Genomic DNA, 15,589 nt, shown 5'->3' with positions numbered 1-15,589 from the left:
CGCGTTCAGCGAATTCCGCCAGCGCGAGCGCTTGCGGAATTCGCTGAACGCGCGCGCCATGCCCTTGCCGGGATCGCCCTTGTTGCCGACGAAGAGGTCGTCGACATAGATCACCGATCCCGCCTGAAGCAGCGGGTCGATGAAGTCGAACACGGGGACGGCCGATTCATAGAGATCGCAATCGACCGTCGCGAGTGCGATCTTGCGGCCCTGCGCAACGAACTCGCGCTGGCGCTCCGCGGTCAGGCTATCCGCGTAAAAACCCCGCACCGTCTCGACCTTGTCAAAATAGATGCCGTGTGCCGCAATCAGGTCGCAAAACGCCTGCTCCGACGTGGTCAGAGCGCCGCGCGTCCACTTTCCGATGCTGGTTTCCGTGACCGGCGCGGGCAGGCCCTCAAAGCTGTCGAACGCCCAGAAGCGCATGGTGTCGCGCGCGTGCCGGCGGGCTTCCGTCAGCGCCATGCGAAACGTGCGGCCGCGGTGGCAGCCGAACTCGAAATAGTCGCCGTAAACCTCGTTCTCGGTCAGGAAATCGAACACGCGCCTAAAGAACAGATACTTTTCGGTCTGCCGGTTGCGCTGGTTGTAAATGATCTCATCCTGCTTGCTCCATCCGGCGAGCTCCTCGCCATTCGCAAGCCGGACCCAGGGCTCGTCATCCAGCGCCGTGAGGTCAAGACTGTTCGGGACGCTTCGGCCCTTGGGCGCGTCGGTCATCGGGGATGATCACTCCATTCATCAGGTCGAGCCGGGCGCAAGACTGTCGATCGAGGCCAGCAGCGATTCGAGATCGTCGGCGATCTTGACGCCGCGCACAGCATAGAGTTTTCGCCGTACCGTCTGCAACAACGACCACACGCCCCTGAGCCTGCCGGCACGGGCGAGACCGCGCAGCCAGTTTGCGACCCAGCGCGGCATCCGTAAGCGCGCATATTGCGCCGCGCGCGAGGGACCGCAGACCACGCCGTCCACGATGATGAATTCGTGCACGCTGCCGGGCACGGCGTAGTAGCGCCCCTCATGGGCGACGATCTTGTAGCCCTTGTAGAAATCGTAGGACATCGGGGGGTGGCGGACCAGATAGCCGGCCGCCGCCTCATCGTAGAGGTCGAGCGCCTGGAAGACGGCGCCCTGCGCGCGCTGGGTCCTTGCGTGGGCGATCTTGAGCAGGCGCTCGTCGATCGACGGCGCCACGCCGGGGATCACCGACGGTCCGGAGGCGTCGAGCAGGAAGGCGCGCGCCCAGGCGAGCGCAAGCATCACCTCATTGGATAGCGCCTGCGCAGCCGGCCTCGCCTCGCCCCACAGCCAGGACGCCGTTGTCAGGAGTTGCTGCGCTTGCGCGATCTCTCCGACGCCGACAGCGGCAAAGCCCGCCGCCAAATGCGCCGGGCCGTTGCCCGGCATCTGCCTGACGAGCTCAAGGACTGCCGCAAGTAGTGCGCGCTCCTGCGCCTCGGGCGGCTCCCGCCCGCCGAGCACGAGGCCCGTCAAAGTCAGGGCAACCATTCGCTCGACACGCGCGACAGGATCGGGAGCCACGTCGTCCGGTTCCGGCGCCTCATCAGCGATGATGTCGGCAACTTCGCCGCGCCAATCCTCCTTCAGCCGTTCGAGCTGGTCGTTCGCGTCGCCAATGCCATGAGACGCAACGAGCAGACGCGCGATCCTGAGTTCATCGTGACGACTGGCCGCGCCAAGCTCGATCGCGCGCCGCAGATAGCTCCAGGCCAGATCGCGGCGGCCGACCGCGCGCAGGGCCTCGGCGGTTTGCAATTGCAGCGCCGTCGTCCCGGCGTCGAATTTCAGCGCGCCGAGCGAGCTCTCGACCACGGTATATTGCAGGTCGCGCACGAAGCGGTCATGGCGGGCCCAGGACGGACATTCATCGCTGGCAATGCCGAGATCGGCGCAGTGGGTGGCGTAGAGCTTGCCGACACCTTCGAGGTTCCTTGCCAGCTCCGCGCCGGTCGCGGCCGCGTCGCGATAGGGCTCGCCGGTATTGGGACCCGCCGCAAGGACTGCGGAAAACAGCTCGAGCGACCGCGACATCTGTCCGTCCGCCCGCGCCTGCGAGGCGCTCGTCCAATGAGCCTGCCAATCGTTCGTTGTCATGTCGATACTCGGACGCTACAGCCCCGAACCCGGGCGGCAGCGTATCACCTTCGCGAATAGCGGGTCCATCGCCCCGCGGTCCCGGAACCCCGCTAATCCCGGTCGAACGAATCCCGGTAGTCCACGCGCAGCGCCGGATCCTGATCCTCCTTGCGCAGCACCGCATTGCCGACGACCAGCATGTCGATCTCGCATCCCATGAAGCAGCGGAAGGCGTCCTCCGGGCTGCAGACGATCGGCTCGCTACGGATGTTGAAGCTGGTGTTGACCAGTATCGGACAACCGGTCTTGGCATGAAACCGGCTCAACAGCGCGTGGTACAGGGGATTGGTTTCTCGGTGGACGGTCTGGACCCGTGCCGAATAGTCGACATGGGTGACTGCGGGCACCGACGAGCGCACGACGTTCAGCTTGTCGATGCCGAATAGCGACTGCTCCGCTTCCGTCATGGTCTTGCGATGCTGTTCGGCGACACCGGTGACAAACAGCATGTAGGGGCTGTCGACGGCGAGATCGAACCATTCTGGCGCATGCTCGCGCAGCACCGACGGCGCGAAGGGACGAAAGCTCTCGCGATACTTGACCTTGAGATTGAGTGTCTTCTGGGTCGCGGGATTGCGTGGGTCGGCCAGAATCGAGCGGTTGCCGAGCGCGCGGGGCCCGAACTCCATCCGCCCCTGAAACCATCCGACGGCCTGCCCGTCGGCAAGCGCACCGGCGACCGTATTCAGAAGCTGTTCCTCCGCGAGCGGCGTAAAGCGCGCGCCGGCAGCCGTCAGTCGCCGCTCGATCTCGGTCTGGTCGAAGCCGGGGCCGAGATAGCTGCCCTTCATCGCATCGAGACGCTCGGGCACGATGCGCTCGCCTTCGCCCTGAAGATGGAAGGCCGCAAGCGCAGCACCAAGCGCACCACCGGCATCGCCCGCCGCGGGCTGGATCCAGATATTGTCGAAGCGACCTTCGGCCAGCACCTTGCCGTTGGCGACGCAGTTGAGCGCGACGCCGCCGGCGAGACAAAGATTGCGGCACTCGGTTTCGCGCGCGACGTCCGCAGTCAGACGCAGCACCGCCTCCTCCAGCACCGCCTGCACCGACGCTGCCATGTCCATGTGCCGCGACTCCAGCAGTTCGTCCGGCTGCCGCGGCTTGCCGCCGAACAAGGCGTCGAACCGCGCATTGGTCATGGTGAGACCGGTGCAATAGTCGAAATAGTCGAGATTGAGCCGGAACGAGCCGTCGGGCTTGAGGTCGATCAGATGATCGCGGATCGTCTTGACGAAGCGCGGCGTGCCGTAGGGTGCGAGCCCCATCAGCTTGTATTCGCCGGAATTGACCCGGAAGCCGGTGTGATAGGTGAAGGCCGAATAGAGCAGCCCGAGACTGTGCGGGAAGTGAATCTCCTTGTGGATGGCGAGCTGCCGCCCGTCTCCGATCGCAACCGCCGTGGTCGCCCATTCCCCGACGCCATCGAGCGTCAGCACGGCCGCCCGCTCGAACGGCGACGGATAGAAGGCCGATGCCGCGTGGCTGAGATGATGTTCGGAGAACACCAGGCGGTTCTCCCAGTCGAAGCCGGGCTCTTCGCGCTTGAGTTCGCCTGCCAGCAGCGGCTTCTGAAACAGCTTTTCGCGCAGCCACAGCGGCAGCGCCATGCGGAACGAGGCAAAGCCGCGCGGCGCAAGACTGACATAGGTTTCGAGCAGGCGCTCGAATTTGAGGAACGGCTTGTCGTAGAATGCGACGCGGTCGACCGCGTCGAGCCCAACGCCTGCCTCTGCCAGACAATAGGCGATCGCGTTGCGCGGATAGCGCGCGTCGAATTTCTTGCGCGTGAAGCGCTCTTCCTGGGCGGCCGCCACGATCTCGCCGTCCTCGACCAGCGCAGCGGCGCTGTCATGGTAGAAGGCGGAGATACCGAGGACGCGCACGCTACCCGTCCCCGATCAGAAGATCGTGTAGATGAAGGGCGCGACCGCAGACCCCTTGGTCAGCACGATCAGCGCGCCGAACAGCGCCATCATGATGAAGATGGGGAGAAGCCAATACTTCTTGCGCGTGCGCAAGAATCCCCAGAACTCGACGACGAAGGATTTGATCATCAGTATTGGTTCTTCAATGTGTCCGGCGCGGGGCCCGCGGGATCGCGCCTGATCCAGTAACTGTCGGCCTCGGGCTGAAGCTTGAGCCGCAGCGGATCCTTGCCGGCGAGCCGCATCAGCGCGCCGATCGGGGTGATGCAGAGATAGAACAGGATCGCGAGGACGACCGGGCTCACGATGGCCGCCAGCAGCAAGCCAAGGCGCGTCCAGAGGCGGTTGAACGGCGCGAGCACACCCGGTGCCGCCAGTGCCGCGGCGGCAAAGATCGCCGCCCCGCCCAGCCACCACGGCCAGTGACCGGAGCCGCGAAAGATGCCGATTGCTGCAAACAAGGTTAACGCGCCGGCGATGACGAGGCCAAAGCTGCGGTCCGACGACGTCTCGACCGCGTCTTCGCGATCGAAGCTTTCGTGCAGCCCGTCAAGCCGGTTTTGGCTCATCGTTCCCCCCAAGGCGCCGTTCCCGGCAGCCATTCCGCCATCCGGCGCTGCCATCTTAAGCCCTGCGAACGCGAGGGCAATATGCAGTCGGTCGCATTCAATCCGCCATCATTTGCGGTTACGATGCGAAAAGTTTGGTTCTGGCGTATCTGGCGTTCCCCCGCATGGCTTCCGTCGTCCACAAGATCGTCTATGGCCTCCGTACAGTGGGGCCGGTCTATCTGCTTCGCGCGGTGCCGAACGAGCTGGCCCGCCCGCGCCTGGCGTCGACGCGGTGGCTGCGCAACCTCCTGATCGCCGCCCATGACTGGCAGCGCAAGGACCCGCTGGCCGATACGTTCGGCGGCGAGGACTGCCTGCAATTCGTCTACGATTTTGCCGCCTCGCCCATCACCTTCGATTTTGCCAGCCATCTCGCCGCGGCCGAGATCGAGCGGCGGCGGCGCGGGCTCGGCGGCCTCGTCGTCATCTTCGTGCCCGGACCGCACGAGGGCATGCGCAAGGAGTTGCCGGCCTATGAGGCCGTCATCGATACCCGTGCCCGCGCCTCGCGCATCCGCCACATCCTGCTGCCGATGCTCGCCATGCTGCCGAGCGTCCGCGGCCATGTGGTGTGCGGCAGCCGCGCCGAGGCGAAGGCCCTTGTCAGCACCGACCCGGCGAAGCTCTATCCTCGCGACTACCGGGTGTTCCTGCCCTGCCAGCCGCCGCCGGCCGACATCCACGATCACGGCCGCAGCGGCGCGCCGGTCTTGCCGCTGTTCCGCGCCACTCCGCATGGACGACGGCTTGCCGCCGGCTTCCTGGCACAGCATGCCGACAAACGCCGGCCCATCGTCATCACGCTGCGGCACTCGCTGGTCGACCCCGAGCGCAACAGCAGCGATGCCGACTGGCTCGCCTTCGCAGACAGCCTCGATCCCGAATTGTATGCGCCGATCTTCGTCGCCGACACCGACAGCGTGACGCCGGGCCTGCCCGACCCCTTCTCCCGCCACATCATCTGCGAGGCCGCGACCTGGAATCTCGAGTTTCGCATGGGCCTCTATGAAGCGGCCTGGCTCAACGTGGCGATCATGCACGGGCCGCTGGAGCTGTGCTGGTACAATGAACGTGCCCGCTACCTGCTGTTCGTTCCGGTCGGCAGCTCCCGGGTCACCAGCCCTGACTTCTTGAGCGAAACCGGCATCGAGACCGGCACCGACCTCGCCTTCGCAAAGCCGCATCAGCGGCTGGTCTGGGAACGCGACGAGGCGGCGGCGATCTCACGCGCCTTCGACGCGATGCTGCCGCAGCTCGCCGCGCAGGATGACGGGACAACGCCCGGCGCGGCCGGTTGAGCTCGCCCCGCGCCTATGCCAAAACCCGCCAATGCCCCGGGAATCGATGCTCTCTCATGACGAGGTGCGATTGATGACCGTCTCCCAGGCGACGTCGCACCGACCGTCGCCGCAGGTGACGACGGCGTGGCAAGACCTCGTGGGCGGCGCCCTGCAATGGGACACCTATGGCCGGCTGGGATGGCTGGACGTCAAGCGGCGCTATCGCCGGACCGTACTCGGACCGGTCTGGGGCGTCGTCAATCTCGCGCTCTTCACGGCAGCCCTCGGCGTCATCGGCGTCGGGCTCTGGGACCAGACCGCCGCAACCTACCTGCCGTATCTCACCTCCGGCCTCGTGGTCTGGATGCTGATCTCGACCATGACGACGGAAGCCTGTGCGGTGTTCGTCAACGGCGCCAATTTCGTACGCCAGATCAAGTTCAACTACTCGATCCTGGTCTATGCGCTGCTGTGGCGCAATTTGATCGGCTTTCTCCACAATCTCGTGGTCTACATCGTCGTTGCGTTGGTCTTCGCGCCCCATGTGCTCGGACCGACGGCATTGCTCGCGCTGCCCGGCCTCGCGCTGGTGCTGCTCAACGGCGCCTGGATCGCGCTGCTGCTCGGGCTCTGCTGCCTGCGCTTTCGCGACGTCCAGCAGCTCGTCGGCACGTTAATGCAGATCGCGATCTTCATCACGCCGATCTTCTGGCCGCCGGACGTGTTGAAGGGAACCTCGCGCGCGATCTTCGTGGCGTTCAATCCGCTCTATCATCTGATCGAGGTGGTGCGGGCGCCGCTGATCGGCCAGTTGCCGCCGGCCTCGAGCTACGCCGCGGTCCTGCTCGTCACGGCCGTGGGCTGGACGGTGGCCTATCTCGCCTTCGCGCGGTTCCGCAAGCGCATCCCCTATTGGAGCTGAAGCGCCGTGGCCGCCGTCATCCTCGACAATGTGCACGTCGACTTCCCCATCCACGGGTCGCAGCGGGGCTTGCGCGAGACCATCTTCCGTCAGGCCGTCGGCGGCCTGATCAGGCGCAACAGGGGTGGTGGCAGAGGCGTCGCCGTCTCGGCGCTGTCGGGGATCTCGCTGGAGCTGAAGGACGGCGACCGACTCGGGCTGATCGGCCCGAACGGTGCGGGCAAGTCCACCCTGCTGAAAGTCCTTGCCGGCGTCTACGAGCCGGTCATGGGCCAGGTCCTGATCGAGGGCCGGCTGACCTCGCTGCTGGACGTGATGCCCGGCCTCGACGGCGACGACACCGGCTACGAGAACATCATGACCGCCGCGATGCTGTTCGGCATGACGCGCGAGGAGATTTTGAGCAAGCTGCCCGACATCGAGGAGTTCAGCGAGCTCGGCGAGTATCTGGCGCTGCCGGTTCGCACCTATTCCAGCGGAATGGTCTCGCGCCTCGCGGTCGCCGTTGCGACCGCGATCGAGCCCGGCGTGCTCCTGATCGACGAAGGCATCGGAACCGGCGATGCCCGCTTCGCCGCACGCGCGGCCTCGCGGCTCAGCGACTTCATCAGCCGCAGCCGCATCCTGGTGCTGGCGAGCCATTCCGAGCCCCTGATCCGCCAGTTCTGCAACCGCGCCGCGCTGCTGCAGGCGGGCCGGCTGCTCGCCGTCGGCGGCGTCGACGAGGTGCTGGCGCAGTACCGCAGCCTCGACCAGGCGGCGGCGTCGTAGCCAACGTCGAAAACAACCCCATGCACAGTAGAACGTGCGGCGGAAATCGCCTTCGCGCCTTAGGCAAAATCAGGTAGATTTTTGCATAATCGCCAGCAGTTCGGACGCATAACGGTCGATCATTGCCTCGATCGGCATCGGATCGTAGCCGTAGCGCGCAATGGCGCGCTTCGACGACAGCGTGAACGACGGCTTGGCCGCTTCTCTCGCCTCGATGTTTGCGGCAACGCCGAGTCCGGCGGCGAGCCGCTCGATCGCGCCGCGCACTGTCGTCATACCGGCAGCGCCCAGCACGATGGTGTCGAAGCTGCTCATCCCCCGCTGCAGGACATCGTCGACCAGCCTAGCGATATCAGCGACATGGGCGGCATTGTTGAAGGGACGGTCGAGGTGAAACGCGCCGATCGTCGCGCCTCTCTGCAAGCCGGCCGCGACGCCTGAGAGCCAGTTGCGCTGCGCGCCCGGGCCGATGATGCCGGGCAGCCGCAATGCGAGCGCCGGCATGGTGCCGGCCATTTCCTCCAGCCGCCGCTCCGCCAGTAGCTTGGTCATGCCATAGACGTCGGGGTCGCGGATCGCGCAGCCCTCGTCGACGACCGCGTCCTCGATCGCACCATAGACCGACATCGAGGAGCAGAAGATGAAGGTCCGCACCTGCCAGCCGAGCGCAGCGTCGATCAGCGCAAAAGTCCCGTCGACATTGTCCCGGACGATATCGGCGACGGTGACGCCAGGAGCCGGCGAGGTCGCCGCGGCATGCACGACGCCGTCGAACGGCCCGGGCAGACCGCGCACGCCCGTCAGATCGCCCTGCATGAGCTTGAGGCCGGACACGGCGCGAAGTGCTGACAGAAGCGGGCTCTCGCGCCGGTGCAGGCCCGTCACGTCGAACCCGGCCTGCGCCAAGGCCCGGGCGATAAAGCCCCCCGAGAAACCGGAGACGCCCGTGACGAGGACGCGCATGGCCGCCTACGCAACAATGGACAGGATGCGCTCCGGCGACAGGCCGTGCGCGGCCAGGAGGTCATCATGACTGCCATAATTATGGATGAAGGCATCCTGGAGGGTGAACGTGTCGAGACGGCAATTCGCCCTGATGTCCCAGGCGATCTGCTTGCATTGCGGCGCAAGGCCGCCCTGCGGCGCGTGCTCCTCGATGACGATGACCTGGGCGTAGCGCATCAGCACCTCGGCGATCCCCTCGCGATCGAGCGGCTTCAGGGTGTGGACGGTCGCCAGCGCCACGGACTTGCCGCGGGCCTGAAGCTGATCCGCAACCTTGACCGCCATGCCTGATATCACGCCATAAGTGAGGATGCAGACGTCGGCGCCGCGGCGTAGATACCTGAGCTTGCCGAATTGCCACGGCTCAGCGTCCTTCGTCAGAACGGGCTCGCCGGCCTTGCCGATGCGCAAGTAAACCGGTCCGTTCTTCTGTTGCGCGCACCAGCGCGTCGCCTCGGCGCATTCCAGGGGATCGCAGGGCACCACGACCTGCATGTTCGGGATGGCCCCGGCAATCGCGATGTCCTCCTGGGCGTGATGGGTGCCGCCCAGTGTCGAATAGATCACGCCACCGCCCATGCCGACCACGGTAACCGGCAAATTCTGGTAGCAGAGATCGTCGCGGATCATTTCGAACGGGCGATAAAGGCTGAACGTCGCGATGGTGTAGGCAAAGGGCTGGCAGCCCTTGAGCGCAAGACCGGCGGCGATGCCGATCATGCTCTGCTCGGCGACGCCGACATTGATGAACCGCTCGGGATATTGCGAGGAGAATTTTGCCATGCTGCCGGCCGGCGAGATATCCGCGACCACGATGTAGACGTCGGGATTTGCGGAGGCCTGCTCGTAGAGCGCCTCGGAAAACGCGTTCCTCACGACTGCCCCTCCACTTCCTTGATGGCGAGCAGATATTCCTCGCGGTTCGGCGCGCGGTAATGCCAGATCGGCACGTTCTCCATGTAGCTGACGCCCTTGCCCTTGGTGGTGCGGGCCACGACCATCAGCGGCTTGCCACCCTTCCGCTCTGTTACGGCGCGGAAGATGGCGGCGGAATCATGCCCTTCGACCTCGATTGTCTCCCAGCCGAAGGCGGTGAACTTGTCGGTCAGCGGATAGAAGGAGGGATGGGTCTGCGAGGTGCGGCCGAGACTCTGGAAGTCGTTGTTATCGACGAAGGCGACGAGATTACCGAGCCCCAGCGAAGAGGCCATCAGTATCGCCTCCCAGGTCGAGCCTTCCTGCAGCTCGCCGTCGCTGAGCACGACATAGACCCGTCCGTCCCCGCCGCGGCCGCGCTCGGCGAGACTCATGCCCACCGCCATGGACAGGCCGTGACCAAGTGAACCGGTCGAGGCCTCGATGCCGGGATTGCCGTAATCAGGGTGCACGCCGAGCTGACCGCCGGGCGTACAATAGGCGTCGATCATCTCGCGGCTGATCACGCCGTGATCCTCGAGGATCACATACTGGATCATGCAGCCATGGCCCTTGGACATCAGGAACGTGTCAGCCGACGGTTTGCCGCCCGCGCCCTTCCGCATCAGATCATTGTAGACGCAGTCGACGATCTCGGTGCAGGAGAAGGCGCCAGCAATATGCAGCGCGCTGACGCGCTGCGAGATGTCGAGAATGCGCCGGCGATAGCGCTTGCATCGCGCGAGCGCTTCGGCCTCGTCGAAGGAATTGCTCTGGGTCGCCATCACATCCTCAAGCCCGCTATTCGATGATGGTCCAATAGTAGTCTCCCTCGTAACCCGCCTCGCGGAACAGCTCGATCCACCCTTCCGGATAATCGTGCCATTGCGCGGTCAGAACCCAATCCTCGAACACGGCCTTCTGCTCTGGCGTGCGATAGGAGTCCACTTGCACAAAGGCGCGGCCGCCGGACACGCGCTGCAGCTCGCGCAGCGCGCGGATGCAGCCGGCGCGATCGAGATTGTGGATGGTGTTGAGCGAGATCGCCGCCTTGAAGCTGCCGTCGGGAAACGGCAAATCGTCGGCGCTGCCGAGGTGCAGACGCCCGATCGTCTCCGCCTCGCAGCGCATCAGAGCATAGCGCGAGACGTCGATGCCGAAGGCCTCCAGCCCCGGCTGCACCTTCATCAGATCCTTGACCAGGAAGCCCTTGGCGCAGCCGACGTCGAGCACGCGGTCGCCGGGCTTGAGGTCGAAATGGCGGACCATGTCCTCGGCCACGGGAATCCAGCGGCCGTCATAGCGGTAGCCGCCATAGCCATATTCGCGCGGGCCGTCGAAATAGGCCTCGCCATATTCGCGCGAGATCCGGATGTGCTCCTCGGTCTTGGCGGTGGAGCGCGCCGACACGTTGCGCTTTCCGCGCGGCAGTTTTGCAAGCAGGTTCACTTCGGCCATGCTTTGCCTCAGCTCTCGCGATTGCGCAGGATCAGCACCGGCTGATGGTCGCCATTGCCGTCGAGCATGTGCTCTTCGAAACCGGAGCTGTCGATCCAGTCCCAGCCCTCCAGCATCAGCGGCATGCGCAGCCGGCCATAGATCCGCGCGCTGTTGAAGCGGATGGCGTCCTTCCCGGTCGGGACCGCGAACAGCATGATGCCGCCGGGTTTAACGATCTCCTTCATCTTGCGCATGGCCTTGAGATCGCCCTCGGGATCGAGCGGATCGCCATAGGCCCCGAGGCCGTCGTGCTCGAAGGACGAAATCGACAGCGCATAGTCGAAACGCGGCCGCTCGCGCTCCCACTGGTCGACGGTCCAGGTGGTGACGCGCTTGGACTGCGAGACGATCGGATTGTAGTCGATGGCGTGCGCGCGACCGCCATGCACGAGGATCATGCTCTCGTACCAGGGCGAGATCGATCCCATGGTCACGACGTCGAGCCCCTCGATCGGATAGCGCTTGAAGGCGTTCTGCACCCAGACATCGACGGTTCCGTAGACGCAGGTCTTGCCCTTGCGGATCCCGTCCATGTAGGAGGTGATCTCCTCCTCGGTGTAGATCAGCGGCCAGTTCGGCGGATAGGTCCGGTCGTCGAATTCCTCGATCACGGGAACGCGGCCGCCGAGCGTGAAGGCATCAAGGAGTTCCGGCGGGATGCGTGACGGCGGCTTCGGCACCGCCACCGGCTCGCCGAAATGCATCCGGCGCAGCGCGCGCAATTGCCACCAGATGCGCTCGAATCCCATCTCAACGTTGAGAAAGCGCGTTTCGAGCAGCCCCTTTTCGTGCGCCAGCGGCTCGTAGAGGCGGCGGAGGTCCGTGCATTCCTTGCCGACGCTGGCAAGCTGCTCGCGCAGCGGGGCCTGCTCGGCCCTCACGGCTGCGAGTTCGGCCCCGACGGCCGCGAGCTGCGCCTTGAGATCGGTATTCTCGGCGCCGACAGCATGTCCCTGTGCCCAAAGCGACGCGTTTTCGGCGCGCAGCCGCGCCAATTCCTCGTTTTGCGGCGTTGACGTCGCCGCATCGTCAGCCGCGGCAGAATTCTCACTCATGACGCCTCCACCCACCCACTGATCGAGCATAGACCAACACGCCGAACCGCACCAATTCCCGCCCCATCACGCCACGCCCAGCGTGCGATAATCGAGCCCCGCGGCCCGCGCGGCGACCGGCGCCAGCAGCCGATAGGGATCGAGCACCAGCCGCCCGCGCATTTCGGCCGCGATCTCGCGTGCCGCCAGGCTGCGGAATTCCGGCCAGGGCGTCATGATCGCGACGGCATCCGTATCGCGCACCGCCTCCAGCGCCGAGGCAGCCGCACTGATCTCGGGATGATCCACCACCGAGACGGACACCAGCGGATCATAGGCCTGCACCGGCCACTCCCTGACCTGAGCGATCAAGGCGAGCGCCGGCGAATTCTTCACCGAGCTCGTGCTCTCCTTGTAGGCAAGGCCGAGGACACCGAGCCGCGGACGCGCGATGCCCTTGAGCTCATCGCGCAGTGTGCGCAAGACCCAGTCCTTGCGAAACGCGCTGTCTTCGGCGATCGCGCGGATCGGCTCGGCATGGGTGCCGTGCTCGGCGGACAATTTCAGCACGGTCGCCAGATCGCGCTCGATATTGCCGCCGCCGATGCCGAGGCCCGGCGTCAGATAGGCGTACATCCCGATCCGCCGGTCGAGCTTGAGGGCCGGTGCGACCTCCGCCCAGTCGCCGCCGATTTTCGTGCACAGCTCAGCCAGCACGTTGGCGAGCGTGATGTTCGAGGCGAGCTGGCAGTTGATCGAGATTTTCGTGAACTCGGCGCTTTCGAGCCGCATCGGCAGCACCGGACAGGCGAAAGCTTCGAGAAAGGTCCGCAAGGCCGCCGGCAACGGCCCGGTCTCATCGGGACATCCGACGATGATGCGTTCCGGCATGGTGGCGCGCTCGACCGCGCGGCCGAAGATCAGCGTCTCCACCTGGTAATGCAGAATGCGGCCGTCCTTGCGGTGGGCGCGGGTGTATCCCGGCGGAACCTGGCTGAGCACGACGACGGTCGCATCCGTGCGCGCATGGGTCTGCACGAGATCGAGCAGCGCATCGAGCGGGGCGAGATCGCTGCGGCCGGAATCGTCGGTCGGAACGTCAGGTGCGACGTAGATGAGGTCGCATGCCGCAAGCTCGGCCGGGTCGCAGCCAAAGGCGATGCGCGAGCGGTTGTCGCGCAGCAGCGTGTCCAGCCCCTCCTCGCTGACATGCAGCTTGCCCGCCGAAAGCCGCTGCACATGATCGCGATCGGGATCGAAGCCGAGCACGGAAAAGCCCTTGCTGGCCGCGGCGACCGCCGAGCACAGGCCGAGATGGGTCATCCCGGCATAGGCGACGCGCGGTTTGCTCATCGCGCGCCCGTCCTTGCCTGAGCCTCGGCGGAGAGACCATCCAGCACCCGGTGCAGCCAGAGATCGCCAGAGAGGTCGGTGCGGGCGCGCGACGCGATCAGCCCCTTGAAGTGCTCATATTCCAGCACCCAGGTCGGATCGGCCTCGGTCAGCGTGACAGACTCGGTCGGCGGTGTGCCGCTCGGCAGCACGCGGCGCCGCACCGTGAAGGTCGCAGGTCCCCATTTGCAGAGGGATTCGATATGGGCCGAGCCATGCTCGGCGAAGACGTCGCAGGTAAAGTGGTTCCGCCACGACAGCAGGGTCATCTCGAGCTCAAGCGCCGGAAGCTGCGCACCGCCGATGATGACGGCGTGATCGGGCGCGCGGTTCTCGAAGCAATCGACCGATGCAAGCCGAAACGCCTCGCCGATGTCGCCGAACCAGAAGCGCGCGGTGTCCAGGAGATGCGAGCCGAGGTCCGGCACCACGCCGGCGCCGGTGTCACGCCAGGCGGAGTCGCGGACCAGGCGCGCAGTGCCATTGCCGTAAAACATCCGGCAGCGATAGATCTTTCCGAGCCGACCGGATTGCACGAGGTCGCGCATCCGCACGAAATGCGGCTCGAAGCGGTGGTTATAGGCGGTGTAGCAGACCGCGCCGTTCGCCTGCGCCAGCGCCTCGAGCTCCCTTAATTCCCCGGCATCCGCGACCTGGAGCGGCTTCTCCACCATCACATGCTTGCCGTGGCCGAGCAGGTACCGAAGGATTTTTGGCTTGGCCGCATCGGGGGTGCAGACCGCGGCGGCGTCATAGAGATCGAGCGGCACCTCGGCGATATCCCGCCAGTTCGCCCCTGCGGCGACGGGATCGACGATGCCGACCGCGTCGGTATCTGCGATCCGCAACCGCTTGCGCCCCTGGACGCCATGACCGATGACGACGATCTTCACGCCGCTCACCCCGCTCAACGATAATGCGCGAGACGTTCGAGCTGGTCGATCTTGGCGCGCACGTCCTCCGGCCTGACCGGAATGTTGCCCTCCTGCTCGCACTCGACGGCCGCTGCCAGCGATCCCAGCACCGAGGCGATGACGGCATTGCCGGTCTGGAACATGGTCGGCGCCGCGTAGGCGAGCAACGCATCGCCGGTGCCGAGCGCGTCGACGACACCTGTTGCAAAGCTGTCGAGCGAGAAGAAGGCGCGGACGTCCTCCGGCTGCTTCGGCGCGGCGCGGAAGGTCATCAGGCCGCGTTCGCTGAGCTTGAAGATCAGCGTCTTGCATTGGGCGCGCCGGTACAGCTCGGCGCCGAGCGGACGAACGACCGAATCCTGGTCGCCGAGCGCAAAGCGCGCCTCCCGCTCGTTCGGCGTGATCAGGTCGAACTTCTGGAATTCCAGGATATTGCCCCAGCGGCTCGCCACCTGGCTGTCGGCGACGCGGAACGTGGTTCCGGGAATCGCCGCTGTCAGTTGCGGAATGGTCTCGCGATTGAAGATACCGTGCCTGAAATCGCTGAACACCACGATGTCGGCCGGGATCGAGCGGATGCGGTCGATCAGCGTGCCGAGGATGCGCTCGGAGATCGAGCGGTTGTCCACCTTGTCGACCTTGAGCAGATGGTAGCCGCCCGCCGTGATGACGTTCTTGTTCGTGGTCGGCCGGGTCGGATCGACCACGGGATCGGCGTCGATGCCTGCAGCCTGCAGGTCGTTGCGGGCGAGCTCGCCCAGCTCGTCGTCGCCGAGCACGGTCGAGAAGGTCACGCTGGCGCCGGCCGATTTGAGATGTTTCGACACGATGCCGGCACCGCCGACGAAATCGGTGCGGTTCTCGAACCGCACGCTCATGGTCGGCGTCTTGGTGCCGCCGCCGATCATGGCGCAATGGGTGTAGCTGTCGACGATGGTGTCGCCGATCACATGCACGCGCAGGCCGCTGATGTCATCGACCGCGCGGCGCAGATCGTCGAAACCGACCCGTTCGGCGTCGAACAGCAGCATCAGCTTCTCGATCGCGATCGAGGGCGGCGCGTTCTCGATGATGTGCGAGGAGGAATAGACGATGTCGCCGGGCGTGAAGATCAGCTCGCCGCCATAGGACTCCACCGCGGCCTTCTCCTCCGCGGT

General features: G+C 65.5%; 16 protein-coding genes. 3 read left to right on the top strand and 13 right to left on the bottom strand.

Annotation, left to right across the window (positions count from 1 at the left end):
• The 5 genes from C2U70_RS27010 to C2U70_RS26995 all read right to left on the bottom strand — a co-directional run.
• Nucleotides 1–720: TylF/MycF/NovP-related O-methyltransferase (locus tag C2U70_RS27010; RefSeq protein WP_140981670.1), on the bottom strand; the 720-nt coding region annotated here is incomplete at its 3' end.
• A 21-nt stretch (nt 721–741) separates the two neighbouring features.
• Nucleotides 742–2,118, bottom strand: a complete 1,377-nt coding sequence (locus C2U70_RS27005) for a hypothetical protein (RefSeq protein WP_140981669.1) — start codon at nt 2,116–2,118, stop codon at nt 742–744.
• Between the two features lie 92 nt (nt 2,119–2,210).
• Entirely contained in the window at nt 2,211–4,046 is a 1,836-nt protein-coding gene (locus tag C2U70_RS27000; RefSeq protein ID WP_140981668.1) for a carbamoyltransferase family protein, read from the bottom strand.
• Between the two features lie 15 nt (nt 4,047–4,061).
• Nucleotides 4,062–4,217 (bottom strand): DUF5989 family protein, encoded by a 156-nt coding sequence (locus C2U70_RS33205; RefSeq protein WP_186294498.1) that lies wholly within the window; start codon nt 4,215–4,217, stop codon nt 4,062–4,064.
• Nucleotides 4,217–4,657, bottom strand: a complete 441-nt coding sequence (locus C2U70_RS26995) for an SxtJ family membrane protein (protein WP_140981667.1) — start codon at nt 4,655–4,657, stop codon at nt 4,217–4,219. Before C2U70_RS26995 ends, C2U70_RS33205 begins: the two co-directional genes overlap by 1 nt.
• 164 nt (nt 4,658–4,821) lie before the next feature.
• On the opposite strand from C2U70_RS26995, the gene C2U70_RS26990 reads away from it, so the two are divergent.
• The 3 genes from C2U70_RS26990 to C2U70_RS26980 all read left to right on the top strand — a co-directional run bounded on the left by C2U70_RS26990 (nt 4,822) and on the right by C2U70_RS26980 (nt 7,672).
• Complete coding sequence (locus tag C2U70_RS26990; protein ID WP_140981666.1) at nt 4,822–5,997, top strand: hypothetical protein; 1,176 nt, start codon at nt 4,822–4,824, stop codon at nt 5,995–5,997.
• A gap of 73 nt (nt 5,998–6,070) precedes the next feature.
• The gene (locus tag C2U70_RS26985) at nt 6,071–6,901 is read left to right on the top strand and encodes an ABC transporter permease (RefSeq protein WP_186294497.1); all 831 of its coding nucleotides are present in this window, start codon (nt 6,071–6,073) and stop codon (nt 6,899–6,901) included.
• A gap of 6 nt (nt 6,902–6,907) precedes the next feature.
• Entirely contained in the window at nt 6,908–7,672 is a 765-nt protein-coding gene (locus tag C2U70_RS26980) for an ABC transporter ATP-binding protein (protein WP_140981664.1), read from the top strand.
• Between the two features lie 69 nt (nt 7,673–7,741).
• Here C2U70_RS26980 and C2U70_RS26975 read toward each other — a convergent pair whose 3' ends face one another.
• The 8 genes from C2U70_RS26975 to C2U70_RS26940 all read right to left on the bottom strand — a co-directional run.
• Nucleotides 7,742–8,635 carry an NAD-dependent epimerase/dehydratase family protein gene (locus C2U70_RS26975; protein WP_140981663.1) on the bottom strand — a complete coding sequence of 298 codons (894 nt, stop codon included), beginning with the start codon at nt 8,633–8,635 and terminating at the stop codon, nt 7,742–7,744.
• Between the two features lie 6 nt (nt 8,636–8,641).
• Nucleotides 8,642–9,553, bottom strand: a complete 912-nt coding sequence (locus tag C2U70_RS26970; protein ID WP_140981662.1) for a transketolase family protein — start codon at nt 9,551–9,553, stop codon at nt 8,642–8,644.
• A complete protein-coding gene (locus C2U70_RS26965) occupies nt 9,550–10,377 on the bottom strand; it encodes a transketolase (RefSeq protein ID WP_140981661.1) in 828 nt (275 codons plus the stop codon). The genes C2U70_RS26970 and C2U70_RS26965 overlap by 4 nt, the downstream gene beginning before the upstream one ends.
• Before the next feature lie 16 nt (nt 10,378–10,393).
• On the bottom strand, nt 10,394–11,050 hold the full coding sequence (locus tag C2U70_RS26960) for a methyltransferase domain-containing protein (protein WP_140981660.1): 657 nt from the start codon (nt 11,048–11,050) through the stop codon (nt 10,394–10,396).
• A gap of 8 nt (nt 11,051–11,058) precedes the next feature.
• Nucleotides 11,059–12,147: a DUF268 domain-containing protein gene (locus C2U70_RS26955; RefSeq protein ID WP_186294496.1), complete on the bottom strand. Its 1,089-nt coding sequence runs from the start codon at nt 12,145–12,147 to the stop codon at nt 11,059–11,061.
• Between the two features lie 66 nt (nt 12,148–12,213).
• A complete protein-coding gene (locus tag C2U70_RS26950; RefSeq protein WP_140981658.1) occupies nt 12,214–13,479 on the bottom strand; it encodes a nucleotide sugar dehydrogenase in 1,266 nt (421 codons plus the stop codon).
• Nucleotides 13,476–14,411, bottom strand: coding sequence for a Gfo/Idh/MocA family protein (locus tag C2U70_RS26945; protein WP_140981657.1), 936 nt, complete (start codon nt 14,409–14,411; stop codon nt 13,476–13,478). Before C2U70_RS26945 ends, C2U70_RS26950 begins: the two co-directional genes overlap by 4 nt.
• 14 nt (nt 14,412–14,425) lie before the next feature.
• The coding region (locus C2U70_RS26940) for a PfkB family carbohydrate kinase (RefSeq protein WP_140981656.1) at nt 14,426–15,589 on the bottom strand (1,164 nt) is incomplete at its 5' end.

Origin of the sequence: Bradyrhizobium guangdongense (assembly GCF_006483445.1) — a bacterium.
GTDB lineage: Bacteria > Pseudomonadota > Alphaproteobacteria > Rhizobiales > Xanthobacteraceae > Bradyrhizobium > Bradyrhizobium guangdongense_A.
Note: the sequence above shows the minus strand (reverse complement) of the source record. Positions and strands in the feature narration are given on the sequence as shown.